This window comes from Spongiibacter marinus, assembly GCF_016906995.1.
Taxonomy (GTDB): Bacteria; Pseudomonadota; Gammaproteobacteria; order Pseudomonadales; family Spongiibacteraceae; genus Spongiibacter; species Spongiibacter marinus.
The window spans coordinates 167,581-192,469 of sequence record NZ_JAFBBD010000008.1 but is presented as its reverse complement, the minus strand read 5'-3'; the positions used below and the strand labels follow the sequence as shown (position 1 = coordinate 192,469).

Genomic DNA, 24,889 nt, shown 5'->3' with positions numbered 1-24,889 from the left:
CATGGGTACTGAATTGCTGGTCAATCTGTCCTATGTGGCAGCGGCCGTACTGTTTATTTTTGGCCTTAAAATGCTGGGCTCACCCGCCACAGCACGTAAAGGTAACCTTGTATCAGCGGTAGGTATGTTTATCGCTGTGGTCGTCACCCTGCTCGACCAAAGCATTATCGATTACAAGTGGATCGCCGTTGGTATCGCCGTTGGCGGTATTATCGGCGCCGTTGTTGCGCGCTCTGTCGCCATGACGTCTATGCCTGAGATGGTTGCGCTGTTTAACGGCTTTGGCGGTATCGCCAGTTTGCTGGTTGGCTGGGCCGCTCTGTACGGTATGGACGCCAGCACCTTCCAAATGATTACGATCGTTCTGTCGATCCTGATCGGTGGCATCACTTTCACTGGCTCTTTGATTGCCTACGGCAAGCTGAGCGAGAGAATGCCTGGGCGCCCACTGGTATTTGCTGGCCAGCGCTTTTTCAACATCGCGCTGATTATTGCCATCATTGCTTGCTCAGTATTGTTTGCCATGAATCCCGACGTAAGCCTTTACCTCTACTTGGTAATCGGCCTGTCGTGTTTGCTGGGTGTCATGCTGGTAATCCCCATCGGCGGTGCCGATATGCCAGTGGTTATCTCCCTGCTTAACAGCTACTCGGGCCTTGCGGCCTGTGCCGCGGGTTTCGCGATCAACAACATCATCTTGATCGTTGCCGGTTCGCTGGTTGGCGCAAGCGGTATCATCCTGACTCAAATCATGTGTAAAGCCATGAACCGTTCACTGAGCAATGTATTGTTCAGCGGCTTCAGTGCGGTTGCAGGTGGTGGTGGCGCTGCCAAAATTGAAGGCGAAGCCAAGGCCATGTCAGCAGACGATGCCTACTACGTTCTGGAAGCCGCTTCTAGCGTGGTGATTGTTCCCGGTTACGGTATGGCCGTTGCGCAAGCCCAACACGTGGTAAAAGAGCTTCAAGAGATTCTGGAAAAGAACGGCGCGGAAGTGGTTTACGCCATTCACCCCGTTGCCGGTCGTATGCCTGGCCACATGAACGTGCTGCTTGCCGAGGCGGATGTCTCTTACGACTTGCTTCTTGAAATGGACGCCGTTAACCCACGCATGGAAACCTTCGATGTTGCCATCGTTATCGGTGCGAACGACGTGGTTAACCCGGCTGCTCGCGAGATGGAAGGTAGCCCGATCTACGGCATGCCTGTTATCAACGTCGACATGGCGCGCAACGTATTTGTTATGAAGCGTTCCATGGCTTCCGGTTTTGCCGGCATCGATAACCCACTGTTCTTCAAAGAGAACACGCGGATGTTGTTCGGCGACGCCAAAGAAATGCTGAGCAATATCATCAAAGCGTTCAGCTAAGTTCTGCAGCAATGAAAAAAGGGCGACTGCTTAGCAGTCGCCCTTTTTTTATACCCTCATTACCGCAATCACAATAATTGCGAACCAGAGCCTGTTAACACTAATTGCCCTCTAGCGTTTGTTTTAGGTCAGGCAGAACCTCATTGAGCATTTCGCGCAGCGCAACTAGCTTCTCCAGCGATACCCCTGACGACTGCAACAGCTCCCACGGCACACAGGCGCAGCGGTCTCGCAATGCCCGTCCCGCCAGGGTAAGGTGCACCATCACCTGTCGCTCGTCCTGACCATCGCGCTGACGGCTAATATACCCCTGCTGTTCCAAACGCTTAAGTAATGGCGTCAAGGTATTGGTATTGAGTATTGCCCGGCGACTAATCGTTTTGACGGGGCACGGTGCCTCCTCCCACAGGATCATCAATACGATGTACTGGGGGTAGGTAATACCCAGCGGCTCCAGGCGGTCCTTGTACAAACGCGTCACTAAGCGCGATGCCGCATAAAGCGGGAAGCACAGCTGATTATCGAGCTTTAGCTCCTCGGGCATGCTTTCCTGAAAGCCGGCGTCGTCGGACATCTTCTACCTCGTTAGGCCTGTAGCGCAGCTTCAATATCGGCCTCTAGCTGCTCGGGCTTTGTTGTTGGGGAATAACGCTTAATGGGCTGCCCATCTTTACCCACCAAGAACTTAGTAAAGTTCCATTTTACTGCATTCGTCAAAGTGCCAGGAGCCGCCTTTTTCAAATAAGCGAATAATGGGTGCGCGCCCTTACCATTGACCTCGATTTTCTCGGTAATGGGAAAACTCACACCGTAATTGATGAGGCAGTTGCCCTGAATTGCCTCAGAATCCCCCGGCTCCTGGTTGGCAAATTGGTTACACGGCGAACCAATAATCACCAAGCCCTTATCTGCATATTTATCATAGAGCGCCTGCAAGCCTTCATATTGCGGGGTTAAACCGCACTTACTGGCGGTATTCACCACCAGGACAACCTTGCCCGCGTAATCGGCCAGGTTCATTTCTTTGCCCTGCAGGCTATTAATTGTGAAATCGTAAAGACTACTCATAATCTTACCTTCCTCGCATAAGGGGCTACGCTTATACATAGCCTAAAAATCAAACAACAACTCGATTATATCGTGCGCGACATAATTTGCCAGTAAAATTAAAGTTTCAGAATTACGCGCCGTTATCATGACTGGCGACTGCCGATAATCCCTTAACGCAACCAGGCCACGGTATGGTGATCATTAATCCTACCCACAACACTCAGCCCGCCGCCCTTCTGAGGCCTGCAGGCCCTGCCCCGGTGCTCGCGCCGGACCGAGTGATGAATGCGGTCGTGCTGGGCGAGCGCGCTCAGCACCTATACGAGCTTGCGTCGGGCAGTTTGCGGATGATGGCCGAAAGTCAGACGCCGCTGAGAAAAGGCGAGCAACTCCAGCTTCAGGTCGTCGGCCGGGACGCGCAGCAGCGCCCGGAGCTGCGAATTATGCAACGCGGCGACGTGAATATCGCGCCTATTCTTCGCGACCGCCTGCCGCAGCAACAGGGCTTGAACCAGTTAATGGCCACCCTCAGTCAGCTCAGCCAACAGCTGTCCCCGTCAGTGCAAAAGTTATTGGCGCCCGTACTGGCCAGCATTCCCCATCGCAAACAACTCAGCGACGGTGAGCGCGTTAAAACAGCGTTGCAAAATAGCGGCCAGTTTTTTGAGGCCAAGCTGCTAAAAAATGCACCGAGAAACCTCGATTTCAAAGCCGCACTATTGAAGCTCGCCGCGCAGCTCGACCAGCAGGCTGCCGCGCCGCCGAAAGCATCACTTGCCAAGAACTACCCGCTGCCAACCGCTACTGTTGCAGGCAAGGCAACTGCCGACACTGCAAGCCCCCAGCCCGGAGCAAACATCGCCCCCAAGGCAGCCCCGTCCGCCCCCCTTGCAGCGCCAGGCGCACCCATACCGCGCAATGAGGGCAACCGCGCCTACCAGGGCACGCTGAGCGCGAGCAAAATGGCCGACCTGCCCGGGCAGCTTTCCCCCCAGCCACGAACCCCACCCAGCGCCGCTAACCAGCACGAAGTCACGCAGCAGGGGCTGCTTCGCGACGTTCGCGGCGCTCTGGCCCGGCTGGATGTGCAGCAACTGGTGCAACTGCAAACCGGCCGAGAGGCCACTGGAGTGGTGGAACTGCCGATCAAGGACCACGACGGCATCGACATCTGGCAGTTTCAGTTTCAGCCCCCCAGGCAGCGAGACGCAGGCGAAACGTCCCAGCACCCGCATGCCCCCGGAGATGACAATCAACAACGCGGTTGGGCCCTGAATTTGTGCTTTGACCTTCCCGGCCTCGGGGCGATGAAAGTGGCGCTCGCAGAAGTAAACCAACAACTCGAGATACGTTTCACCGCCAGCAATGCCGAAACTCTGGCACTGTTAAACCGGCATCAGCATGTACTCCGGGAACAATTACAAAACCAGGAAGTGCCCGTTGCCGATATTGTTTGCCAGTGCGGAAACCCAAGCGCTTCAGGCAGCCGTTCGTTCGTGTCATCTCTACTGGATGACCACGCATGAGCACACAGGATAATCACGGCAGTATCGCCGTTTCCCTCCATTACGACGGCAGTAATGCCCCCACGGTCAGCGCCAAAGGCGAAGGCAGCGTCGCGGCGAAGATTCTTGCGTTAGCGGAGGAAAATGATGTTCCCATCTACCAAGACACACAGCTCTTGCAGCTGCTTAGCAGAGTGGATTTAGATAGCGAAGTGCCGCCATTTATGTACGTGGCCGTGGCGGAAATCATCGCCTTTGCCTACCGCCTGAAAGGACAAGTACCGAAGGATTACTACTACCGTCACGACAGCGGGACGGTCTATCAGGCAGCGGATGACAGCGAACGCGAGCCTTAGCGCGTACTGCGCATGGCTGCAATTAACTCGGCTTCTGAGCGGCTCACTCCGCAGCGCTCGATCAAAGCCTGAACATCGAGCCCTTGGTCCGCCATGCGAATCGCCTGTTGGTAAAAGCGCGGATCGCGCTTTTCGCTTTCGATCTGCTGCTGGCGATGCCCCACTAACTCTAAATATTCTTCCAGCGCCAATACCCGCTCACCGAGAACCGACAGTGCACTGGCCTGGTCATCGATTTTACGCTGCAGGCTGCCGATCTCCTCACGTAAAGCCAGCTCAATATGTTCGGCCTTGGAGCGCCGCCCCTGCCACAGGTAAAGCAGAATGGCCGCACCGGCCACGCTCATTAAAATGCCTAACACCGTCAGGTCATCCAGCTGACTAAACCAGGCGACCAACATTGCTTGTGGGGCTTCTTGCATTGCGACCTCCGCGTCCTATGCTGCCAGCCAGTCGCCGAGGCGGCTTTTTAATCGCACGACTGCCTGACTATGAATTTGGCAGACACGCGACTCGCTCACTTCCAGGACCTCGCCAATTTCTTTCAAGTTCAGGCCCTTGTCGTAATACAGCGCCATGACCAGCTTCTCTCGCTCTGGCAGCGCGTCAATCTGAGACGCCAAGGCGCGCTGCAAGCCTTCATCTTCAAGGTCGCGCAACGGGTTTTCATCCAGTTCGGCATCGGCGCTGAATTCCTGGCCGCCCTCCCCGGCTTGCTCCAGGCTAAACAAGCGCACGCCAGACGTATCGCGCAGTAGCTCGTGGTATTCGTTAATATCAATGCCCATCTCTGCGGCAATATCGGCGGCCTGGGCTTCGCGCCCCAATTTGGCTTCGGCGCGTGTCACCGCCGCTGACAGTTCGCGCAATTGGCGGCTTACCGAGCGCGGCGCCCAGGCGCCCTGGCGCATTTGATCGATCATGGCACCGCGAATGCGAATACTCGCGTAGGTTTCGAAACTCGCCCCCTGCCCCGCTTGAAAATGACTGGCGGCTTCAAGCAAGCCGATCATCCCCGCCTGGATCAGGTCATCGACCTCCACACTGGCTGGCAGGCGGCTGACAAGGTGATAGGCGATGCGCTTTACCAACGGCGCATGACGCGTCACTAACTCGTCGCGATTGCCCACCTGCACATCGAGGTAAGCAGCGTGACCACTCACACGGCAACTCCTCTCAGAGCTTCGGGCTGCATCATTCTATCGACGAAGAATTCCAGGTTGCCACTGGGGCCGCTTGGAATGGGCCATTTGTCGACGGTTTCCGCAAGTTTGCGAAAGGCCAGTGAGGCATCGGCACCCGGATAGAGCTCACTCACTGCCTGCTGCTTGGCATCCGCCTTCACCAGAAAACGGTCTCGGGGGATAAAGCCCGCGTAATCAAGTGTGACATCCAGAAAGCGTTGCGCCACTTCGTTGAGGCGCTCGAAGCCGTCGCGTGCCTGATCGTGGCTATCCACCATGTTACGCAGCACTTTGAAGCGCTTGATGCCCGCGTCGCGGCTCATCACTTTAATCAACGCATAGGCATCAGCCATCGACGTGAGCTCGTCAGTCACCACAACCAACACATACTGGCTGGCCTGGCTAAAGGTAATCACACTGTCGGAAATACCCGCCGCGGTATCGACAACCAATACGTCGTAGTCATCGTTCAAGCCGCTGAGCGCTCGGACAATGGCACCGTGCTGGTCGCTGCCCAGCTCAGCCATTTTCTTAATGCCCGAGGCCGCAGGAATAATGGATATGCCGCTGGGTCCCGGCATCAAAATATCCTGAATATCGCACTGGCCTTCCAGCACATGGGAAAGATTCCACTTGGGCCGCAAGCCGAGCATGATGTCTACATTCGCCAAGCCCAGGTCGGCATCCATCAGTAACACGCGGCGGTTGCGCCGTGCCAGTTGGCAAGCCAGGTTAACGGAAACATTGGTTTTTCCCACACCGCCCTTTCCGCTACTTACTGCAATTACTTTTACTGGGTTCATGTTTTGTCCTTGTTGTGTCACTGAGACCTAGGCAGCACTGAGGCAATGTCCAAAGCCTGCCCTAGCAACTATAGCTTGAACATCGGTATTTACCCGAGTCATGCCTGCACACCAATATGCTGAGCGCGACCGCTATCAGCGGCCTGGCGGCGCGCTGGCGGGGTAAAGCTCATCGCCATTTTCATGGCCATATTCACCAACTTGCCCGCGTCGGCAACACAGAGGTTTTGCGGCACTTTCGGCCCGTTGGTACACCACACCGCCGGCAGGCGGTGCTGAATCAGGTTCGACAGTAATCCGCCCAGTCGCATTGCCTCATCGATACGACTAATCACCACCCCCGCTAAATTGAAGCGACTGTAGGCATCGATAATTTCACTTTGAACATAGGCTTCCACATCGGCAGGCAGCGTCAGGTAACAATGGGCGCCACCGAGTCCTGCAAGTAATTTTTCGAGTTCGTCCAGGCCCTCGTGGTCGCGGAAGGACAGCCCAGCGGTATCAATCAATACCAGCGACTTCTTCTGCAACACCCGAAATGTTCGCGCCGCTTCTTGCGGGCTGTCTGCACTGTGAACCGGAATTTGTAAAATTCGACCGTAGGCGCGCAGCTGCTCCTGAGCGCCTACGCGACCACTGTCGGTGGTTAAAATAGCGATATCATCACGGCCGTGCTGCATCACGTGCTGAGCCGCCAACTTCGCAATCGTGGTGGTCTTGCCCGCGCCCTGGGGGCCCAACAGGCAAATGGCGCCGGTGCGCGGCGGCGCACTAATCGGCAGCTGGCGCACCAGCAGCATTTTTAGCATTTCTCGCTGCACCGCCTCGCTTTCATCGCTGGGTAATTCACGCTGCAGGCTCTCAGCAATGCTGGGGTCGATGTCCATGGCCGACAGCATTTGGTGGCTCGACTTCTGGGCCGGCTGCTTGGCGGTTAGCTGCTGCCAATTGTTGTCCTTGAGCTGGCTCATCAGCATCGATTTCATAGCAGCCAGCTCTTGTTTCAAGTCGTGCAACTCATCGTTTTGCGACCACGCCAATTGCGGCCCGGAAGCGCCGCTCACTGCCTCCTGGCGAGCGGCGGGTGCGGGGCTCTCGGCCTGTTCGCGACGTGAGCGCAAGGCATCTAACGCGGTTCGTTCTTTGTCGGCTTCAGTCGCGGTCGGCAGCGAGGGTTCACCCTCCCAGCTCACCACCAGCTCCACACCGCCGGCCACAGACTGGCAGTCGAGGATTACCGCATCGGGGCCATGTGCCGCGCGAATCATCCGCATGGCCTGTTCACTGTCTGCTGCCCGATATTTTTTAACGTTCATCTACCGCTCCCGCTGAGCTAACACCTTTTAGGTCAGTCGCGCCTGCTGTCCGATCGTCGATAGCAGGTGAACCTCTTTACTGTCTGGCACCTCGTTGTACGACAGCACGTGAAGTGCCGGTACACTGCGTCGCGTAAAGCGCGACAACCATGCCCGAATCGAGGGTGATACCAATACCACCGAGGGCTGACCGGCCAGTTCCTGACGATTGCTGAATTCCGCCAACTCGCGTTGAATCCGCTCGGCAATGCCGGGTTCCAAACCAATGGCGCCAGCGCCACCTCTCACCATATCCTGCAACATCTGTTCCAGATCTGCGTCCAGCGCCACAACGGGCAATTCTTCCTCTAAGCCATTGATTTCCTGGACAATCATCCGCCCAAGCGAGACCCGAACCCCCTCCAATAATTCGTCAGGATTTTTGCTACGCGGCGCTTGCTCCGCCAAAGATTCGGCGATCAGGCGAATACTGCGAATCGATACGTTCTCTTTCAGGAGGTTTTGCAACACCTTCACAACCACGCTGAGTGGCAGTTGCTGGGGAACCAGCGATTCAACCAATTTAGGATCGCTGCTCGCCAGGCGATCAAGCAGTTGCTGAACTTCCTCGTGCCCCAGTAGCTCGTGAGCGTGTTGCTTCACCACCTGGCTGAGGTGGGTCGCCACCACGGTGCAGGGGTCGACAACGGTGTAGCCGAGAGTCTGCGCCTGATCGCGCTGGCTGGGGTCAATCCATATTGCATCCATACCGAAGGCGGGGTCTTTGGTTGGCATGCCGGTTAATCCGGGCTGAGCACCACCGGGGTTTATCGCCAATTCCTTGCCCACTTGTATTTCGCCCTGGGCGACGCTGTCACCGAGCAATTGCACGCGGTAGCTGCCCGGCGACAGTTCCAGGTTGTCGCGAATGTGAACCGGCTGAACCAAGAAACCCAGGTCCTTAGATAGCTTTTTGCGCACCCCGGTAATACGGGTGATCAGCTCACCGCCTTGGTTTCGGTCAACCAGAGGAATAAGGCGATAGCCCACTTCCAGGCTCACCACATCCATCTGCGTGACCTCATCCCAGTTCAGCTCGCTGGGCTCCTGTGCCTCAGGCGCAGGCTCAGTATCGGGAAGCTCCTCCACCACCGCCGGTTTTTTGGCGCGCTGGGCAATTAACCAGCCTGCGCCGCCGCAAGTACCGGCCAGCAGCAAAAACACCACATTGGGCATGCCGGGAATGATGCCGATCATGCCCAGCACCGCCGCAGACAGGTAGAGCACTTCGGGCTTGGCCGCCATTTGCCCGACGACTTGCTCACCCATATTTTGCGGCCGGGAGATACGCGTCACGATGATCGCAACGGCGGTCGACAGCAGCAGCGAGGGCAACTGCGCGACCAGACCGTCACCGATGGTCAGCAGGGTGTAGTTATGCATCGCCTGGGAAAAGCTCAGGTCGTGCTGACCAACGCCCACCCCCAAGCCGCCGATCACGTTGATAAATAGAATCAGGATCCCGGCGACCGCATCGCCGCGAACGAACTTACTGGCACCGTCCATGGAGCCGTAGAAGTCAGCTTCCGTTCGCACTTCCTCGCGGCGAATGCTGGCCTCTTCTTGGCTGAGAATACCGGCATTCAAATCGGAATCGATGGCCATTTGTTTTCCCGGCATGGCATCGAGGGTAAAGCGCGCCGTCACTTCAGACACCCGGCCGGCACCCTTGGTCACGACGACAAAGTTGATCACCACCAGAATGATAAATACCACCATCCCGACAACGTAATTGCCGCCAATAACGAACTCGCCAAAGGACTCAATCACTTTGCCAGCGGCCCCAGGCCCAGTGTGCCCCTCGAGCAATACCACGCGGGTAGATGCCACATTGAGGGCCAGTCTCAGCAGCGTTGCCAACAGCAACACCGTTGGGAACACCGAGAAATCAATCGGCCGCTCGATGTAAATGACCGCCAGAATAATGACCAGTGACAAGGCGATATTGAAGGTAAACAGCAAGTCCAGCAGGAACGGCGGCATGGGGATAACCAACATGGCCAAGCAGGCCATCATCAGTGCCAACACGCCGATTCCGCTACTTGCGATGCCCTGTGCCCAGTTGGGCATGGTCAGTTGTTGAGTCGCCATCACATACTCTCGATTATCGGTTGATCACTGCCCTAGAGCAGATCCTTTAAATACACATCATCTATTTCAGGCTCGGGCGCCGCAGGGTATTCACCACCCATGGTCTGCCAGCTGCGCAGTTGATAGACGTAGGTCAATATTTGCGCGACCGCCAAATACAGCCCGGCAGGAATTTCTGCATCCAGCTCTGTACTGGCGAATACCGCCCGGGCTAATCGCGGTGATTCCACGATGGTTACCGCATTGTCCTTGGCCAGTTCGCGAATTCGCGCGGCGACCTGATCGGCGCCTTTGGCCACCAACACCGGCGCGGAAGAGCGGGCTTCGTCGTAGCGCAGCGCCACGGCGAAGTGGGTTGGGTTGGTAATGACCACGTCGGCCGTTGGCACTTTCTCCATCATGCGCTGACGCGCCGCGGCCTGCTGCATCTCCCGAAGCTTGGCTTTCACTTCCGGGCGGCCATCTGACTCTTTGTGCTCATCGCGAACTTCCTGGCGCGTCATGCGCAGTTCCTTCTTGTAATTCCAGAGCTGCCAGGGCACATCGATCGCGGCGATAACCACCAGGGGCAAACTGACAATAAGAAAGAACCAGTCCAGCAAGGCCGCACTGTTGGCAATACTCTGCCGAGGGTCTTGCAAACCCAGGCCGAGAATATCCTCGGCCATGAATTGCAGCACTAAGAAGGCGGCCAGACCGATAAAGGCCATTTTGGCAATGGACTTCACCAGCTCGCCCAGGCTGCGCACGGAAAACAGCTTGCCCAGCCCCTTGACCGGGTCGAGGCGATCGAACTTGAAACTCAGGTTGAAGGTCCAGCCGCCCAGCACCACATTGGCGATAATGGCCGCCAACAGGGTCGCCAACATCAGCGGCCAGATCGACAGCAGCCCATGCACCAACAACCCGTAGAGTTGGCTGGGAAGGCTTTCCGTGGGGCTGAGCAAAAACGACGGTGAGAAGCTACCGCGCATAATGCCCTGCATGGACTGCGCCAGTTGCCCTCCTGTGGCAATCAGCATGAGCGCACCGGCCATGGTGACCATCATCGTGGCTAATTCCTTGGAGCGAGCAACCTGGCCTTTTTTGCGGGCATCGGCCAGTTTCTTGGCGGAGGCCTCTTCTGTGCGTTCTTGTCCGTCCTGATTCTCTGCCATGTCAGCCCCCTATAAACAGTGACAGCTGGGCCAGCGCGCGATCAAGCAACTGGCTGAGAACCGGAAGTAAATTCGGGATTAATTGATCGACAATCAGGTAGCCCATAAGCATGGCCAACGGGAAACCCACGGCAAACAAGTTGAGGGTCGGCGCTGCACGGCTGATCACGCCGACGGCAACCTGTACAACCAGCAGGGCAATGACCGCAGGGATAGACACGCGCACCGCCGCCGAAAACAACTCGCTGCCCCATTGGTAGACAACGCTTAGCGACTCCGGCGAGACCAGGCGACCGCCTGCGGGCCAGATTTCAAAGCTGCGTGCCAACAAGCTGATCAGGTCCAAGTGACCTTCCAGCGCAACAAACAACAACATGCAGATGATCAGCAAATACTGGGACAGCACCGGCACCTGAATACCGCGTTGCGGGTCGACCATCATCGCAAAACCCAGGCCCATGCCGTTGGCGGTCAATTGCCCAGCCAAAATAATGCCGTCGAAAACCAACTGCACAATAAAGCCAATGCACAGGCCAATCAGCAACTCGTTGCTCAGTATCAGCATGCCCTCAATACTGAGAATATTAATCGCTGGCATCGGCGGTAATACCGGCAGCAGCAACATGCATAGCACCACGCAGAACAGTGCCTTAGCGCGATTGGGGATGTAGGAAGCGCTAAACAGCGGCGCGGTGAGCATAACGCCACTCACCCGCGCAAATGGCAGCCACAGGCTGGCCATCCACGATAATATTTGCGCCTCGTTGACCGCAATCATCACGCGTTCATCCCACTAAGACCGGAATCATTTCAAACAGCTGGCGGGTGTAATCGAGCAAGTGCCGCAGCATCCACGGGCCGGTTATCCCCAACACCGCCACCAGCACCACCAGCTTCGGGATAAAACTCAGGGTCATATCCTGAATTTGTGTCGCCGCCTGAAACATACCGATCAACAGGCCGGCCGCCAGGGCTGCCAGCAACAATGGCGCCGCCAACAGCACGGTGATATTCATGCTCTGGCGACCCAATTCAATAACCGTATCGGGATTCATAGGCACCTCACCGGAAGAAACTGGCTGCCAGCGAACCCATAATCAGGCTCCAGCCATCGACCAGGACAAACAACATGATTTTGAAAGGCAGCGAAATCATCATCGGCGACAGCATCATCATCCCCATCGACATCAGCACACTAGCCACAACCAGGTCGATAACAACGAAGGGAATGAACACGAGGAAGCCAATTTGAAACGCCGTTTTTAGCTCGCTGGTTAAAAACGCCGCCATCAACACGGTGAAGGGTACATCTTCGGGCTGTTGATACGCCTCGTGGCCGGCAATCGCAGCAAAGCGTGCGATGTCATCTTCGCGAGTCTGGCTGAGCATGAATTCGCGAAATGGCGCAAAGCCCTGTGTGACCGCTTCCTGAAACGGCATTTCTTCGGCGATGTAGGGGCCGATCGCCTGGGTATAGGCAACTTCGCCCACCGGATACATAATGAACAGGGTAAGAAACAGCGCGAGACTTAACAGCACCTGATTCGACGGCGTTTGCCCGGTGCCCAGCGCCTGACGCAAAATCGACAACACGATCATGATGCGAGTAAAGGCCGTCATTCCCAGCAATAGCGCCGGCAGCATGGTCAGCGCCGTCATTATCGCCAGCAACTGCAGCGACACGCTGTACTCCTGCCCGCCTGCCGCATTGGGCGTGCTATTCACCGCCGACAGAGACAGGGGGTCAGACGCTAAGGCCAGCGAGGGGATTGTCAGAGCAAGGAGGAATAACAGGGGCTTAAGGCGCATGGCTGAAACCCTCGCGAAGATGGCCCGCTTTTTCTTTGAGTAGCGCGGCGAAGTCCTTGCTTTTCTCCGCATCCGGCAGCTCCGCCGTCGGCCAGCTGTGCAAGGTTTGCATTGACGAGGGCGTACACCCCACCAGCAAACTCTGATCGCCCACCTGCACAACCAACAGCTTTTCCTTTACGCCAAGGGGGATTTGCGACACCACAGCAATACCACTTAACTTGGGCGCCTGTGCGGCGCGCAAACGGCGCAAAAACCACATCCCCGCTATTAGCAGGGCCGCCATCAGCATCAGGCTGCCCAGCAACCCAATCACGTCTTCACCGCCGGCAATGGGCAAATTTACCGCGGCAGGCGCCTGGGTCTCCTCAGCCCAAACCGGCGTTGCGAGCGCGACGGGAAGCATGAGGGCGCGGATCATGACGCCGCCTCCTCCTCATCATCCTGCCCGAGCACCTCAGTCAGCATGATGCCAAATTTCTCTTTGACCACGACGATCTCACCACGCGCCACCAAGGTGCCATTTACCAGCACGTCCAAGGGGGTGCCGGCTGCCCGGTCCAGTTCGATAATCGCGCCTTGATTGAGCGCTTTGATATCCCGAATGCTCATGCGCGTCCGGCCGACTTCCACCGATACATCCACATTGACGTCGAGGATTTTGTCCAGATTCAAATCGTTTGCCATAGTCCTTTCCTACCCTTCCTGCATCGGTTTTTTGGCGCTGGCAGAACCTGTAATCTGCACGGCCAGTTGACCTTGGTGACTGCCAAAATGCCCTTTCAATAGCGCCTGCCCGGCCACGCAGAGCAGCACATCCTCGGCACTGACCAGCGGGATCACATCGCCTTTCTTAAGGTTTGCAACACGCTGGAGGCTCAGCTGCGTTTTGGGAAGCTGGGCAACCAGCTCAACCGGCACCTCCTCCACCCGCTGCGAAAGACGGCTGCGCCACTCTTCACTAGCGGGCTTCTTGCCTGTGGATGCGCCGCTGTCTGCCAGGCTGTCGCGTACGGCATCAATGGCGCTCCAGGGCACCACCGACCACAGCCCGCCGGTAAATTCGCCAATGGAAACCTCAAATCGTGTCGCGACCAGTGAGTCCGCTTCGTTAAAGCCTTCGAGTAAGCGCGGGTCGGTACACTGGCTGGACACGGCGGGGGCAGACTTCATCACCGACTTCCACGCCACCGCGATATCCGGTAGCAATGCGCCGACCAGAATTTCCATAAAGCTGATTTCGGATGTGGAAAACTGCTCCCGCGCGGCATCGGCTTCGCCGCCATGACCGCCGAAATAGCGATCCACCAGGTTAAAGACCAGCTCCGATTCAAAGGCAATCAACAAGTCGCTGCTCAGCGGCATACCCGAGATCAATGAAATGCTGCAGGGCGCGGGTAGCGTGTTTTGCAGCTCGTCGAATTTCATCACCGTAATGCGATCGGTGCGAATGCTCTCAACGCTGCTAACAAACTCTCGCACGCGCTCAACCGCCGCGTTACCAAATTGGGATTGAATGAGCGACAAGGTGGGGATCAGGCGCTGAACGGCGTAATCCTGTCGCGCGAGGTTGTATTTGCCGTCATCGCTCGCCTTTGGCTCTTCGTCCATCAGCGCTTCGAGTTCTTCGGGGTCCAGTACACCGCTCATGGCAGCGCCCTCACTGCATCACAAATTTGGTGAAATACACATCTTCAATGCCGCCCTTGCCGGTTTCCGCTTCGAGCACACTGTTGATGGTCGCCACTGTCTTGGCCTGTATTTCCTTGCGGCCTTCGAGGCTGTTAATCATTTCCTTCGTCAAACTGCTGAACATCATGATGAGTTCGTGGCGAATGCGAACTTCGTAGTCTTCAAGTTTTGAGATCACTTCTTCATCGCGGCTCATAACCTCAACGTCTACCTGCAAGAAGCGCGTAGACCGCTCATTAAAGAGATTGACCACGAATGAAGGTGACAAGCTGTGAATGATCGGCGCCTTCACGGCCGGTGCGGCAGCTTCTGCCTCTGCAGCAGGTTCATTACTGCCGCGCATCACAAACCACGTTCCCCCTGCGGTTGCCGCCAGCAGCACAACGACCAAGCCAATCAATACGAATTTGTTTTTAAACATTGCGTTTTGCCCTTCTCTCTCACCGGTGAGGTGCCAAAAAACCAACGAATACATGTCGCGTAGAGAGAAAATTGCAAAGGCTATGCCAGATATTTTTTTGCTTTTATTTCATTAGGTTAAGCAAGCTTTTGGCCCTCGCGCCAAGAATTTGGCAGGCCAGCGGCCGCCCATTGGCGGCAAGTGAAGAAAAGGCGTTCAAACAGATCGGCGCCTGTCTATACCTAAGTGGTGGAGACAGGCGCGAGAAGATTATCCAGCGCTAGCATTCACTACGCCGGAGAGAGCTAAGTCGGAATTAACTATACCGGGGTTCGCTGTACCGGTATTAGCTGGGCCGGGGTTAGCTACGCATAATCATCTACCGCCGAATCCCCTCTTGGGGCTCTTCTAGGCGCGCTGTCTTCTCGGCTGGCCTCTGGCTCACTAGCGGGTTCCGCATCGCCGGAGAAGTGCACCACGCCGCGCTGAGCGCGGTCAGAAAACTGCTGACTTTGCTGCTGTTGCTGTGCATCGGCCCAGGCGGATTGGTGACTCACCTTGACCTCTTCCAGGCGCATGCCCTGTTGTTCCATTGCCTGGCTTAACCGCGGCATCAAACGTTCGATCAACTCGCTGGTTTCGCTGTGCTGAGCTTGGAACTGCACCGACGCCTTGTCGCCCTGCATACTCAACTGCACGTGGATGCCTCCCAGCTCCTCCGGGTTCAGCTGCAGTTGTGCGGTTTGCGTTCCGGTACTGCCCATCCACTGTATGCGCGATGCCACCGCTTGGCTCCACGCGGGGTCGTCAATGGGGTTTTGACTAATGGTGAACTGTACGGCGGCCCGATCTGCTGGCGGCGCTGGTCGAATAGTTAACTGCCGCGTCAGATCCGCAAACTCCAGGCTGTCGGCACCCGCTTCGACACTCGCGACCTCAATGGCCGGTGGCGCGCTGGCGATGCGCGGCGTCACTGGCGCATTCACCAAGGGCGCCGACGCCATTGACGCTGCAGCATGTTGAGCAGCCGGGTCCGCAGCTATGACAACACTGGGTATTTGCGGTTTGGCCTGCAATGCACCGGGCGATGGGCTAACCGGCGCACTGGGCGAGATACTTGCTGCATCGACCACTTGCGCCTCTATATTCTGCGTAACAGGACGCTGGCTGCGAATTGCTTCAGCCACCGCGCCAAAAGCGGATAACTGCGGCGGCAGCACGCTGCTGCTCTGCGGCAAGGGCTGGCCGATTAGCGGCAAGGGCTGGCCGCCCTCCCCGCTGTCGGTCTTCAGTAAATCGGCCGACTGAACTCGTTCATCCTGAGGGCTCGGCAGCTCGGCCTCGTCACCCGCCAATCGCGCCAGCGCCTGGGCGGACAAATGGTCAAAACTAATTCCCTCTATCGGCGCGTCAGGAGCTTGCTGCGCGGCTAGTAAATCGCTGAAAGCCGCTAGTGGCGAGGCGTCGCCGTCGGCCAGAGGCAGGCCCTCCAGGTCCGGCGATGTTCCCGTAGCAGATGGGGTAAGTGATGCAAAAATGGCCTGTACAGTATTCATATTTTCATCCCATTTTGTCCGATAGCCCTGCGCGGAAACGTCCCGCATGGCGTCGACACAGCGATAATGGCGGCTGCCAAGTTATCGTCACTGAGTGGATTACAGCAATTGATGTGCCAATGCGGACTTTCGGCATACCGCGCACAATGGCTCCGCAAAGTGATTGGCTGGCGCGAGTATCAAAGCCCGAGCAAGGGGTAGGATAGAGGGGAATAATAGTAAGGCTGACTGGCCCGTCCAGATTAGGCGTGACGCTGGCGCCACACGAAGCGTTGCGATGACAGCTCATCACTCTCTCGCTGCTCGCGGGCATCCTGTTCTCGACGCTCGACGCGCTTATAACGCTCCAGCAGCTGCTCCATGCTCATACTGTGTTGGCGCGCAGTCATCCACTGTTGGCGTATGTCGTCGAGCTGCGCGGCACAGCGCGCCACTGTATCGCTCTGCTGACGAATGGCCTGAGCCAGGCGGGAGAGAAACAAACGGCTTTCCTGGAGATGTTTAAGGTCACAGTGACGACTTTCCGTCGAGCGACGGTAATCGTCGTAATACTGCTGTAGCTCGGTCAATTTATCTCGCTGTTGCTGATGCTGCTGTTGAACCGCGGCATAGCGCTGCGCCACTTCCTGCTCTTCGCGCTCGGCAAATTCCTGCACGGGCTTGAGGCGTTGTGACTTCTTGGCATGACTCATAGCGAACGTCCCCGGTTACCGGCGCAGTGCACTATTGAACGATAGTGTCCTGCATATTGCTGTCATCATTGAAGGTGACAATTTCAGCGAGTTTATCGAGGGATTGGTCAAAGCCCTCCGACTCATCAAAATCCTGCTGCAAAAACGCCTGTATGCGTGGCCACAGCGCTATTGCCTGATCGACTCGACTGTCGGTACCACGCTGGTAGGCACCTATGCTAATCAGGTCGCGATTTTGCTGGTACAGCGAAATCAGCTGCCGCAGCTGACGCACCATCGACTGATGAGCCTTGTCGGTGATGTCGTTCATTGCGCGGCTCACCGAACGCTCTACATCAATCGCGGGAAAATGCCCCGCATCCGCCAAACTTCGGGACAGCACAATGTGCCCATCCAAAATTGCCCGGGCAGAATCGACAATGGGGTCGTTTTGATCATCCCCTTCTGCCAACACGGTATAAAACGCCGTAATGGAGCCACCACCCTCTCGACCATTACCTGCCCGTTCTACGAGGGCAGGCAAGCGAGCAAACACCGATGGCGGGTAGCCCTTTGTAGCCGGCGGCTCTCCGGTCGCCAGGGCAATTTCCCTCTGAGCTTGCGCGAAGCGCGTTAGCGAATCCATCAGTAATAACACCTGCTTACCCTGGTCGCGAAAGTGTTCGGCCACCGCACTGGCCAGCCACGCTGCCCGCAAACGCATCAGCGGCGGGTGGTCGGCAGGTGTTGCGATCACCACCGCTTTGCGCATTTCATCGCCACCGAGAATATTGTCGATAAAATCCTTCACTTCGCGCCCGCGCTCACCGATCAGGGCAACCACCACTACATCTGCATTGGTGTAACGCGTCATCATTCCCAGCAGCACACTCTTACCCACACCACTGCCGGCAAACAGGCCCAGTCGCTGCCCCTGCCCCACGGTAAGCATGGCGTTTATCGCTCGCACGCCAACATCCAGGGGCTGGTGTATGGGGCGTCTGACCAGTGGATTGATCGGGGGAGAATTTAGCGGGCGCTGCTGTTCGCAGCGCAGCGGGCCGCGACCGTCCAGCGGTTCGCCGGCACCGTCGATCACCCTGCCCAACAGGCCATCACCGACGGCGATGTTGGAGCTTTTACGAATCGGCCTCACCCGGGCGTGGGGCATCACCCCGCGGAGTTCGCCGGTGGGCATTAGCAACAGATGATCGCTGGCAAAGCCAACCACTTCGGTTTCCAGCCACTGGCCGTCGAGGGTCTCCACCTCGCAATAGGCACCGATAGCGGCCTTGCAGCCTTCTGCCTCTAGCAAAGTGCCAACAATACGCCGCAACTGCCCTTCAGCGGCGGGTTCGGTGTCTTCAATGTGATGTAAGCGCTCGCGCAAGCCACGCAGTTGCGAGACCAGAGCGTGCTGTGTTTCGACTTTAGTTTTGACCAGATTCATCAATGAGTACCTGTTCAAGCAAGGCCTGCAAGCGCTTGTCGGTGCGCTGATCCACCTGCGAGGTTCGGCTTTTGATCACGCAGCCGCCGCGGCGAATATCAGCGTCTTCGCTAATGTCCCAAGCAGCTGCGAGTGGCTCGGCAACGGCCGCGTGGTCCCTGAGCAGCTGCGCATCCGCGGGGTGCAGTTGCAGCTGAATATGTCCCTCAGCCGAGGGCAGCATGGCAACGGCACGCTCTACCGCCAGGGTTACAATCTCGGGATCAGCGTCGATCTCTTTCGCAATCAGCGCCTGCGCCAACTCCTGGGCCAGCAATATGAGCTCTTGTTGCACCTCGCCCTCTAGCCAGGCCTGCGCCTCGCGCAGCGCCGCCATTGCCAACTGCAGTTGTTGGCTCTGTTCAGCGAGCAGCGTACGCGCTTCGGCCTCACCCTTGGCAAAGCCTTCCTGTCGCGCTTGCTCACGCAGCGCGGCCAGCTCGTCAACGACCTCATCGGCGAGCGCCGCTGGCGCGTCAGTCGCTGGGGCCGGCCGACTACGATTGCTGGCGCCACCGCGCATTTCAGGTAGCTGCCAACTGTTGGCTGGTCGCGTTGTCTGGTCGACTGGTGGCTCAGCCACCGGCGTCTCGACGTCTCTGGGAATAAATTGCTGGAAGCCCGCTGTCACCGTTCCACCTCAGCCTGTCGCTGCTTAAATGTAGTCATCACCGCCGCGACCCAAATCAATTTGGCCGCTATCGGCCAGGCTACGCGCGATCGTGAGGATCTCTTTTTGCGCCTGTTCAACCTCGCTGATTTTTATTGGCCCACGCGCTTCCATATCGTCGACTAACATCTCTCGTGCGCGCTTGGACATATTGCGCAGAATTTTTTCGCGCACCTCTTCTGAGGCGCCTTTTAAGGCAATTGGCAGCAGGTCAGAAGACACTTCACGAAGTAACTGCTGCATGCCCTTGTCACTGATGTTAATCAGGTTGCTAAAGACAAACATCAGGTCTTGAATCTTGGTCGACAGCTCCTGATTATTTTTTGCAACACTATCGAGAATGCGTGTCTCGGCGTCGCTGTCCAAGCCGTTGATAATGCCCGCCGCTGCCGCCGCGCCGTCGATATCCCGGCTCTTTAATTTGGCCGTTACTGACAGTTTTTTCTTCAATACATTTTGCAGCTGGGTCATCGCCGCATCGGGAATCGTTTTCATATTCGCGACGCGATACACCACATCGTTTTGCACCGCCTCGGGAAACTGCGCCAGTACTTTTCCTGCTTGCTCCTGCTCCAGATGAGCGAGGGTAATGGCGATCATTTGCGGGTGTTCGTCTTTGAGCATTTGCATCAGTGCTTCAGGCTCAACCCAGCGCAGTTCATCCATCTCACTGCCAGCCTCGTCGCCGAGTACGCGCTTGGCCAAACTGCCGCCTTTTTGCTCACCCAAGGCATTGGTGAACATCTTGCGAACATAGGACTGAACGCCAACCGCGAGCGAATTTTCAGACGCCGCACTCTCGTGGAAGTCCTTAACAACCTCCACCGCTCGCTGGTTATCAACACGTTTAATATTTGCCATTGCCGAACCGATACGCTCGACATCGTCGGGCGAGATATGTTGCAGCACCTTGGCCGCGTAGCTCTCGCCCATCATTAGCAATAACAACGCAGCCTTTTCACAGCCGGGAATTGCTGGCGCCGCCGTCGCGCCACTGGCGTTTGCATTAGCCATTGTCTTCAGTCACCCATCTGTTAACGACCTGCGCCACGCGGCGCGGATCTTCTTCAACCATTCCACGAACATCGCCTAACTGCTGCTCAAAGCTAATGCCTTGAGGGTAGCCCCCCGCGTTCGGCGCCCCAAGAGCAGCCACCGGCTGCTGTTGCAGCTCGCCGCTTATTCCCGGCTCGTCCGTGCTCGCCACCGGCGCGGGCGCCTTGTGTTGCAGTAAGGTTTTCACGCTGGGCCGCAGCACTGCAAACACGATGAATAGCAAGGCAACGCCAACCAACACCTGCCGCACCAAATTCGCAAACCAGGGCTGCTCCCAGATCGCAGGACCCGTCGCCTCTTCGTCGAAGGTTACGGTTTCGCGAAAATCTGCCGCCATCACCGTCACCCGATCGCCGCGCTGTTCTTCGAAGCCCACGGCGTCTTTCACCAATAACGTCATGCGCTCAAGTTCTGGGTTGGTCATGGGCTCCACGACGACTTCCCCTGCCTCGTTGACGCGGCGGTGATTGTCCACCAGCACCGCGACCGAGAGTTTCTTCAAGCTGCCGCTTGGGTTACTGCTATGGGCAAGCACCCGCTCGATTTCGTAGTTGCGAATAACCGAGCGATTACCGGCGTCAGCATTCGCCTGCTCACCGCCCTCGCCGTCTACGCCCGCCGGCGGCGGTTGATTCGACAGAGCACCCGGCACACCGCGCCCCTGGGCGGCGCCGCCATTGAGCTGTTCGTTAATCTGTTCACTGCGCACCACCTGTCGGTCGGGGTTCCAGCTTTCCCGGCTTTCCTGCTCACTGCTGAAATCCACATCCGCGGCAACCGTTACCCTAACGCGGCCGGAGCCGGCGATGGGCCGGATCAAATCGGCGATCCGCTCTTCGTACGCCTGCTCAATGCGACGGCGATAGGTGAACTGCCTATCACTCAGTTCCAGTTGGTCACCATCACTGCGGCTTTCATTGAGCTGCTGCCCCAGCTGATCCACCACGGTGACATCCTCGGCATTCAAGCCACCGATGCTGCTCGCCACCAGATTGATAATGGCCGAGACATTGCGTTTAGAGACTTCGCTGCCGGGGTACACATCCAACATAATCGATGCGCTCGGCGCTTTGCGGTCACGCACAAATACCGATTGCTTGGGGATCGCCAAATGCACCCGAGCTCTGCGCACCTGCTGCAGGCTTTCTATCGTACTGGCGAGCTCCTGCTCCAGCGCGTAGTGGTATTTTTTTGACTGCATAAATTCGCTAACGCCAAAGCCCTGCTCCTTCTCCAGCATGGCCATACCGCTGCCGTCTTTACCCAGGCCTTGTCCGGCAAGACGGATTCTCGCGTCATAAATTTGCTCCGCTGGAACCATTATTGCGCCGGTTGAATCCTGAATACGATAAGGAATTCCCGCCACATTCAGCGCATCGACAACCGACGATGCGCGCTCCGGCGGTAGTGAGGAGTACAACGCACGATAGTCACCACTTTGCGACCACAACACTGCTGCAACACCCAGCGCAACACTAGCGGCGATACCGACCAGAATCAGCAGCTGACGCAGCACGTCGTTTTTGGCGGCGCTTTGCAACACACTGTTAACAGAAATGCTTTGCGAATCAGCCATGACTCAAACCCTTTCTTACACGCAGCACGCTCGTTGTCACATTGACATCCTCATCACTTCTTTATAGGCGTCAACGACCTTATTTCGCACTTCCACCGCGGCCTTAAACGAGACTTGGGCCTTTTGCATATTCACCATCACCTCTGTGATGCTGACATTCGGGTCGCCGCGCTCAAACGCCGTTGCCAACTGGCTGGCGTTCGCCTGAGTTTGGTTAATCCCCTGAAGTGACTGCTGCAACATCTGCGAAAAATCGACCTTCGGTGCTGCATCAATGCGACCCGGATCCCGCACATCGGCGGCACCGGGCATCGCGCTTTGCTCGCGCAGCGCACGTATCTGGTTGAGGATAGAGTCAACTTTCATTCCGTCTGACATGACAACTCTCCATTAACCTTGCAGGCATTGCTGCTCGCGCAGCCGGGCTAATTTGTAGCGCAAGGTGCGCGGGCTAATACCGAGAATTTCGGCCGCTTCTTTCTTTGAGCGGCCCTGGCGCAGGGCGTCGCTAATTCTCTGGCGTTCCTGATCTCGCATAAAACCATCCAACGGCGCGCTGGCGCTGCCAGTCGTCGCCGTGGAAAACAGCTGCATACCCTGCTCAAACTGGATATCTCTGTCGCTAATACGGTGGTCTTGGCGCAAAATCAACGCCCGCTGAATAACGTTGTCGAGCTCGCGAACATTGCCCGGCCACGCGTAGCTAAGTAGTTTTTCGCGGGCATCGTGAGTGAGCACCGACTGCGCACTGTCTATAGACTCATCGCGCTCGAGAAAGTGTTCGGCCAGCGGCAAGATATCTTCCCGGCGCTCACACAGGGAGGGCAGGCAAAGGGGAAAAACATTCAAGCGGTAAAAGAGGTCCTCGCGAAACTCGCCGGCCAATACGGCCTCACGCAGATCCCTGTTAGTGGTCGCGATAACGCGCACGTCCAGGTTCATACTTCGTCGGCTACCCAGGCGCTCAATTTCCTTTTCCTGCAGCACACGTAATAACTTGGCCTGCAAGCCAATATCCATTTCAGAGATTTCATCCAGCAGCAGCGTTCCGCCCTGGGCTTGCTCAAACTTGCCCGCGTGGCTGCTTATCGCCCCGGTGAACGCGCCCTTCTCATAACCAAACAGCATGGCCTCGAGCATGTTTTCCGGAATCGCGGCGCAGTTCACCGCAACAAAGGGGCCCTCAGCACGGCGCGATTGCGCATGTATGTAGCGGGCATAAACTTCCTTGCCGACGCCGCTCTGCCCACAAATCAATACCGTGGCATCCGTCCTGGCAACGCGCGTCGCCAGATCGCGAACAGCAATTGATGCGGGGTCTTTGGCGATTAACTGTTTCATTTCGCTTCCCCCCCATCGATGCGACGATGCAGAGCACCGACAACACCGGGCAAGGTCGCATGGCAATGCTCCAGGAATACACGCGTTGACGCGAACTCGCGCATGCAGGCCTCTATCGCGAGGGACTCTGTCGCAGGAGACGCTGAGGAACCGAATGTGAGTATTTCTGCCATGTTACTGCCCTATCGTTTAACTCAGGGGGTATAATGCAACAGCCATACCAACAAATTTTAATTATATTTTTCAATAATTTAGGACATTAAAACACTGAATCGACAATATTTTGGCAGGCGAAAAACAGGCGTAGCGACAAGCTTGTGGCAGGCGAAATAAATGCGCCTACTCCGCCGCGTTAGGAAAAATATTTCGATACCGCTATTCGCAGCATTGATGTAAAGAAGGGAAGATAAAAAGTAGTGATGGGAGTTATCAAGCGACTACCTCTCATCGAGGAAACATAGGCGCTCTGTCGAGAGAATAGCCTACTGGCTAATACCCATTTTCTTCATTTTTTCTGCCAGCGTGGTGCGCTGCAATCCTAATAACTGCGCAGCGCGGGTGATCACGCCTTGCTCACGCTCAAGAGCTTGGTTAATGAAGGCCTGCTCCAATTCCTGAAGATGATGCTTTAGGTCAATACCTTCCTCAGGAAGCGTTGCGCCAGCATTAGCGGTGAGCGGATCGTCGTCTTCGCGCTGAAGCAATAGCTCCATCAGCACGTCTTGATCTTCGCGCTCGTTGACTGGCTGATCACCATCGTCGTCGACAAGCTCAAAGCGGTACTTGGCGGGCAGGTCGTTAACGCCTAAACGCTTCCCACCGTGAGTGATGGCCAAGCGCTCCACCAGGTTCTCTAATTCGCGCACATTGCCAGGCCAGTTATAACGCTGCAAGGCTCGCAATGCACTGGCTGAAAAACTGGGCGGTTTCATGCCGCGCTCAGTCAAGCGCTCAGCGAAGTTTCTGGTCAGCATTTCAATATCTTCCGGATGCTGACGCAAAGAGGGAACTTCTATAGGGAAAACATCGAGCCGGAAGAACAAATCTTGACGGAAGGTGCCCTCGTCGACCATCGACTCCAAGTTGCGGTGAGTCGCAGCGAGAATGCGTACATTGCACTTGCGCGTTTCATTGCTGCCAACACGCTCGTAACAACGCTCCTGCAAAACGCGAAGCAGCTTCACCTGCATTGGCAAGCTCATATCGCCAATTTCATCGAGGAATAAGGTGCCACCCTCTGCCATTTCAAAACGGCCCTGGCGATTGGCTACTGCGCCGGTAAAGGCACCCTTTTCGTGGCCGAAAAGTTCGCTTTCGAGCAAGTCAGCGGGGATGGCGCCGCAGTTCACAGGAATAAAGGCCTTACCCGCGCGATCTGAACACTCGTGGATCTTACGCGCGACCACTTCCTTACCGCTGCCTGATTCACCGCGAATCAACACTAAGGTGTCGAACTCAGCGACCTGTTTAATCAGAATATCCAGCGCCCGCATAATACGAGACGGCGCTGGCCCGCTACCCCCGAATTGTTCTGCTTGTGATGCCATAAGCGTCTTCACTAGAACTCGTTATTGTGGATGTAGCCGGAGGGTCTCCGAAAACGCTACCTATGGTGGCGGATTAAGCACGAACCTAAGATCGATTTGCCACCCGCGTGGTCACCATAATGCGAGAGGCCAGCGGAGCTGTTAATACGTAATAGCTCTAGGTTAGTAGAAGTACGGAGTCGCAGAGCGTGCCACTTGTGAAAGTGGCGAGA

The 24,889-nt window shown here is 56.6% G+C and carries 28 protein-coding genes; 3 read left to right on the top strand and 25 right to left on the bottom strand.

What is annotated here, in order from left to right; genetic code table 11:
* Window position 1: 1 nt before the first annotated feature.
* Window positions 2-1,369: an NAD(P)(+) transhydrogenase (Re/Si-specific) subunit beta gene (locus HNR64_RS13650; protein ID WP_204996990.1), complete on the top strand. Its 1,368-nt coding sequence runs from the start codon at window positions 2-4 to the stop codon at window positions 1,367-1,369.
* Between the two features lie 100 nt (window positions 1,370-1,469).
* On the opposite strand, the gene HNR64_RS13645 is transcribed toward HNR64_RS13650, so the two are convergent.
* Together HNR64_RS13645 and HNR64_RS13640 are read right to left on the bottom strand one after the other, a co-directional pair.
* Window positions 1,470-1,943, bottom strand: coding sequence for a MarR family winged helix-turn-helix transcriptional regulator (locus HNR64_RS13645; RefSeq protein WP_204996989.1), 474 nt, complete (start codon window positions 1,941-1,943; stop codon window positions 1,470-1,472).
* An 11-nt stretch (window positions 1,944-1,954) separates the two neighbouring features.
* Entirely contained in the window at window positions 1,955-2,437 is a 483-nt protein-coding gene (locus tag HNR64_RS13640; protein ID WP_204997067.1) for a glutathione peroxidase, read from the bottom strand.
* Window positions 2,438-2,700: 263 nt separating this feature from the next.
* Between HNR64_RS13640 and fliK the strand changes: the two genes are divergently transcribed.
* Window positions 2,701-3,945 (top strand): flagellar hook-length control protein FliK, encoded by a 1,245-nt coding sequence (fliK, locus tag HNR64_RS13635; RefSeq protein WP_204996988.1) that lies wholly within the window; start codon window positions 2,701-2,703, stop codon window positions 3,943-3,945.
* Window positions 3,942-4,280: an EscU/YscU/HrcU family type III secretion system export apparatus switch protein gene (locus HNR64_RS13630; protein WP_204996987.1), complete on the top strand. Its 339-nt coding sequence runs from the start codon at window positions 3,942-3,944 to the stop codon at window positions 4,278-4,280. Before fliK ends, HNR64_RS13630 begins: the two co-directional genes overlap by 4 nt.
* Here the strand turns inward: HNR64_RS13630 and HNR64_RS13625 are convergent.
* The 23 genes from HNR64_RS13625 to HNR64_RS13515 all read right to left on the bottom strand — a co-directional run bounded on the left by HNR64_RS13625 (window position 4,277) and on the right by HNR64_RS13515 (window position 24,677).
* Complete coding sequence (locus tag HNR64_RS13625) at window positions 4,277-4,702, bottom strand: DUF2802 domain-containing protein (RefSeq protein WP_204996986.1); 426 nt, start codon at window positions 4,700-4,702, stop codon at window positions 4,277-4,279. The genes HNR64_RS13630 and HNR64_RS13625 overlap by 4 nt on opposite strands.
* A 15-nt stretch (window positions 4,703-4,717) precedes the next feature.
* Window positions 4,718-5,443 (bottom strand): RNA polymerase sigma factor FliA, encoded by a 726-nt coding sequence (locus HNR64_RS13620; protein ID WP_204996985.1) that lies wholly within the window; start codon window positions 5,441-5,443, stop codon window positions 4,718-4,720.
* Entirely contained in the window at window positions 5,440-6,267 is an 828-nt protein-coding gene (locus HNR64_RS13615) for a MinD/ParA family protein (protein WP_204996984.1), read from the bottom strand. The genes HNR64_RS13620 and HNR64_RS13615 overlap by 4 nt, the downstream gene beginning before the upstream one ends.
* A 98-nt stretch (window positions 6,268-6,365) precedes the next feature.
* Entirely contained in the window at window positions 6,366-7,583 is a 1,218-nt protein-coding gene (gene flhF, locus HNR64_RS13610) for a flagellar biosynthesis GTPase FlhF (RefSeq protein ID WP_204996983.1), read from the bottom strand.
* A 27-nt stretch (window positions 7,584-7,610) separates the two neighbouring features.
* Entirely contained in the window at window positions 7,611-9,713 is a 2,103-nt protein-coding gene (flhA, locus tag HNR64_RS13605) for a flagellar biosynthesis protein FlhA (protein ID WP_204996982.1), read from the bottom strand.
* 32 nt (window positions 9,714-9,745) lie between these two features.
* Window positions 9,746-10,870, bottom strand: coding sequence for a flagellar biosynthesis protein FlhB (gene flhB / locus HNR64_RS13600; protein ID WP_204996981.1), 1,125 nt, complete (start codon window positions 10,868-10,870; stop codon window positions 9,746-9,748).
* A gap of 1 nt (window position 10,871) precedes the next feature.
* A complete protein-coding gene (fliR, locus tag HNR64_RS13595; RefSeq protein WP_239547870.1) occupies window positions 10,872-11,648 on the bottom strand; it encodes a flagellar biosynthetic protein FliR in 777 nt (258 codons plus the stop codon).
* A 7-nt stretch (window positions 11,649-11,655) separates the two neighbouring features.
* Window positions 11,656-11,925 carry a flagellar biosynthesis protein FliQ gene (fliQ, locus tag HNR64_RS13590; RefSeq protein ID WP_027872870.1) on the bottom strand — a complete coding sequence of 90 codons (270 nt, stop codon included), beginning with the start codon at window positions 11,923-11,925 and terminating at the stop codon, window positions 11,656-11,658.
* 7 nt (window positions 11,926-11,932) lie between these two features.
* Window positions 11,933-12,679 (bottom strand): flagellar type III secretion system pore protein FliP, encoded by a 747-nt coding sequence (fliP, locus tag HNR64_RS13585; RefSeq protein ID WP_204996979.1) that lies wholly within the window; start codon window positions 12,677-12,679, stop codon window positions 11,933-11,935.
* Complete coding sequence (gene fliO / locus HNR64_RS13580) at window positions 12,669-13,100, bottom strand: flagellar biosynthetic protein FliO (protein ID WP_204996978.1); 432 nt, start codon at window positions 13,098-13,100, stop codon at window positions 12,669-12,671. The genes fliP and fliO overlap by 11 nt, the downstream gene beginning before the upstream one ends.
* The gene (fliN, locus tag HNR64_RS13575; protein WP_051170889.1) at window positions 13,097-13,366 is read right to left on the bottom strand and encodes a flagellar motor switch protein FliN; all 270 of its coding nucleotides are present in this window, start codon (window positions 13,364-13,366) and stop codon (window positions 13,097-13,099) included. Before fliN ends, fliO begins: the two co-directional genes overlap by 4 nt.
* Before the next feature lie 9 nt (window positions 13,367-13,375).
* Window positions 13,376-14,329, bottom strand: coding sequence for a flagellar motor switch protein FliM (locus HNR64_RS13570; RefSeq protein ID WP_204996977.1), 954 nt, complete (start codon window positions 14,327-14,329; stop codon window positions 13,376-13,378).
* A 10-nt stretch (window positions 14,330-14,339) separates the two neighbouring features.
* The gene (locus HNR64_RS13565) at window positions 14,340-14,792 is read right to left on the bottom strand and encodes a flagellar basal body-associated FliL family protein (RefSeq protein ID WP_204996976.1); all 453 of its coding nucleotides are present in this window, start codon (window positions 14,790-14,792) and stop codon (window positions 14,340-14,342) included.
* A gap of 344 nt (window positions 14,793-15,136) precedes the next feature.
* Window positions 15,137-16,327 (bottom strand): flagellar hook-length control protein FliK, encoded by a 1,191-nt coding sequence (locus tag HNR64_RS13560; RefSeq protein ID WP_204996975.1) that lies wholly within the window; start codon window positions 16,325-16,327, stop codon window positions 15,137-15,139.
* Window positions 16,328-16,569: 242 nt separating this feature from the next.
* A complete protein-coding gene (fliJ, locus tag HNR64_RS13555; RefSeq protein WP_204996974.1) occupies window positions 16,570-17,019 on the bottom strand; it encodes a flagellar export protein FliJ in 450 nt (149 codons plus the stop codon).
* 31 nt (window positions 17,020-17,050) lie between these two features.
* Entirely contained in the window at window positions 17,051-18,448 is a 1,398-nt protein-coding gene (fliI, locus tag HNR64_RS13550) for a flagellar protein export ATPase FliI (protein ID WP_204996973.1), read from the bottom strand.
* The gene (locus HNR64_RS17220) at window positions 18,429-19,118 is read right to left on the bottom strand and encodes a FliH/SctL family protein (RefSeq protein ID WP_204996972.1); all 690 of its coding nucleotides are present in this window, start codon (window positions 19,116-19,118) and stop codon (window positions 18,429-18,431) included. Before HNR64_RS17220 ends, fliI begins: the two co-directional genes overlap by 20 nt.
* Window positions 19,119-19,142: 24 nt before the next feature.
* Complete coding sequence (gene fliG, locus HNR64_RS13540; RefSeq protein ID WP_204996971.1) at window positions 19,143-20,171, bottom strand: flagellar motor switch protein FliG; 1,029 nt, start codon at window positions 20,169-20,171, stop codon at window positions 19,143-19,145.
* A complete protein-coding gene (gene fliF / locus HNR64_RS13535; protein WP_204996970.1) occupies window positions 20,164-21,789 on the bottom strand; it encodes a flagellar basal-body MS-ring/collar protein FliF in 1,626 nt (541 codons plus the stop codon). Before fliF ends, fliG begins: the two co-directional genes overlap by 8 nt.
* A 36-nt stretch (window positions 21,790-21,825) precedes the next feature.
* Window positions 21,826-22,167, bottom strand: coding sequence for a flagellar hook-basal body complex protein FliE (gene fliE / locus HNR64_RS13530; protein WP_027872879.1), 342 nt, complete (start codon window positions 22,165-22,167; stop codon window positions 21,826-21,828).
* A gap of 12 nt (window positions 22,168-22,179) precedes the next feature.
* On the bottom strand, window positions 22,180-23,130 hold the full coding sequence (locus HNR64_RS13525) for a sigma-54 interaction domain-containing protein (protein WP_204996969.1): 951 nt from the start codon (window positions 23,128-23,130) through the stop codon (window positions 22,180-22,182).
* Window positions 23,127-23,303 (bottom strand): hypothetical protein, encoded by a 177-nt coding sequence (locus HNR64_RS13520; protein WP_204996968.1) that lies wholly within the window; start codon window positions 23,301-23,303, stop codon window positions 23,127-23,129. Before HNR64_RS13520 ends, HNR64_RS13525 begins: the two co-directional genes overlap by 4 nt.
* A 309-nt stretch (window positions 23,304-23,612) precedes the next feature.
* A complete protein-coding gene (locus tag HNR64_RS13515; RefSeq protein WP_239547853.1) occupies window positions 23,613-24,677 on the bottom strand; it encodes a sigma-54 interaction domain-containing protein in 1,065 nt (354 codons plus the stop codon).
* Between the last annotated feature and the right edge of the window lie 212 nt (window positions 24,678-24,889).

Bases quoted from the DNA above. Each gene is read 5' to 3' on its own strand.
- HNR64_RS13650 (WP_204996990.1), top strand. From the start codon at position 2: ATGGGTACTGAATTGCTGGTCAATCTGTCCTATGTGGCAGCGGCCGTA.
- HNR64_RS13645 (WP_204996989.1), bottom strand. From the start codon at position 1,943: ATGTCCGACGACGCCGGCTTTCAGGAAAGCATGCCCGAGGAGCTAAAG.
- HNR64_RS13640 (WP_204997067.1), bottom strand. From the start codon at position 2,437: ATGAGTAGTCTTTACGATTTCACAATTAATAGCCTGCAGGGCAAAGAA.
- fliK (WP_204996988.1), top strand. From the start codon at position 2,701: ATGAATGCGGTCGTGCTGGGCGAGCGCGCTCAGCACCTATACGAGCTT.
- HNR64_RS13630 (WP_204996987.1), top strand. From the start codon at position 3,942: ATGAGCACACAGGATAATCACGGCAGTATCGCCGTTTCCCTCCATTAC.
- HNR64_RS13625 (WP_204996986.1), bottom strand. From the start codon at position 4,702: ATGCAAGAAGCCCCACAAGCAATGTTGGTCGCCTGGTTTAGTCAGCTG.
- HNR64_RS13615 (WP_204996984.1), bottom strand. From the start codon at position 6,267: ATGAACCCAGTAAAAGTAATTGCAGTAAGTAGCGGAAAGGGCGGTGTG.
- flhF (WP_204996983.1), bottom strand. From the start codon at position 7,583: ATGAACGTTAAAAAATATCGGGCAGCAGACAGTGAACAGGCCATGCGG.
- flhA (WP_204996982.1), bottom strand. From the start codon at position 9,713: ATGGCGACTCAACAACTGACCATGCCCAACTGGGCACAGGGCATCGCA.
- flhB (WP_204996981.1), bottom strand. From the start codon at position 10,870: ATGGCAGAGAATCAGGACGGACAAGAACGCACAGAAGAGGCCTCCGCC.
- fliR (WP_239547870.1), bottom strand. From the start codon at position 11,648: ATGATTGCGGTCAACGAGGCGCAAATATTATCGTGGATGGCCAGCCTG.
- fliQ (WP_027872870.1), bottom strand. From the start codon at position 11,925: ATGAATCCCGATACGGTTATTGAATTGGGTCGCCAGAGCATGAATATC.
- fliP (WP_204996979.1), bottom strand. From the start codon at position 12,679: ATGCGCCTTAAGCCCCTGTTATTCCTCCTTGCTCTGACAATCCCCTCG.
- fliO (WP_204996978.1), bottom strand. From the start codon at position 13,100: ATGATCCGCGCCCTCATGCTTCCCGTCGCGCTCGCAACGCCGGTTTGG.
- fliN (WP_051170889.1), bottom strand. From the start codon at position 13,366: ATGGCAAACGATTTGAATCTGGACAAAATCCTCGACGTCAATGTGGAT.
- HNR64_RS13570 (WP_204996977.1), bottom strand. From the start codon at position 14,329: ATGAGCGGTGTACTGGACCCCGAAGAACTCGAAGCGCTGATGGACGAA.
- HNR64_RS13565 (WP_204996976.1), bottom strand. From the start codon at position 14,792: ATGTTTAAAAACAAATTCGTATTGATTGGCTTGGTCGTTGTGCTGCTG.
- HNR64_RS13560 (WP_204996975.1), bottom strand. From the start codon at position 16,327: ATGAATACTGTACAGGCCATTTTTGCATCACTTACCCCATCTGCTACG.
- fliJ (WP_204996974.1), bottom strand. From the start codon at position 17,019: ATGAGTCATGCCAAGAAGTCACAACGCCTCAAGCCCGTGCAGGAATTT.
- fliI (WP_204996973.1), bottom strand. From the start codon at position 18,448: ATGAATCTGGTCAAAACTAAAGTCGAAACACAGCACGCTCTGGTCTCG.
- fliG (WP_204996971.1), bottom strand. From the start codon at position 20,171: ATGGCTAATGCAAACGCCAGTGGCGCGACGGCGGCGCCAGCAATTCCC.
- fliF (WP_204996970.1), bottom strand. From the start codon at position 21,789: ATGGCTGATTCGCAAAGCATTTCTGTTAACAGTGTGTTGCAAAGCGCC.
- fliE (WP_027872879.1), bottom strand. From the start codon at position 22,167: ATGTCAGACGGAATGAAAGTTGACTCTATCCTCAACCAGATACGTGCG.
- HNR64_RS13525 (WP_204996969.1), bottom strand. From the start codon at position 23,130: ATGAAACAGTTAATCGCCAAAGACCCCGCATCAATTGCTGTTCGCGAT.
- HNR64_RS13520 (WP_204996968.1), bottom strand. From the start codon at position 23,303: ATGGCAGAAATACTCACATTCGGTTCCTCAGCGTCTCCTGCGACAGAG.
- HNR64_RS13515 (WP_239547853.1), bottom strand. From the start codon at position 24,677: ATGGCATCACAAGCAGAACAATTCGGGGGTAGCGGGCCAGCGCCGTCT.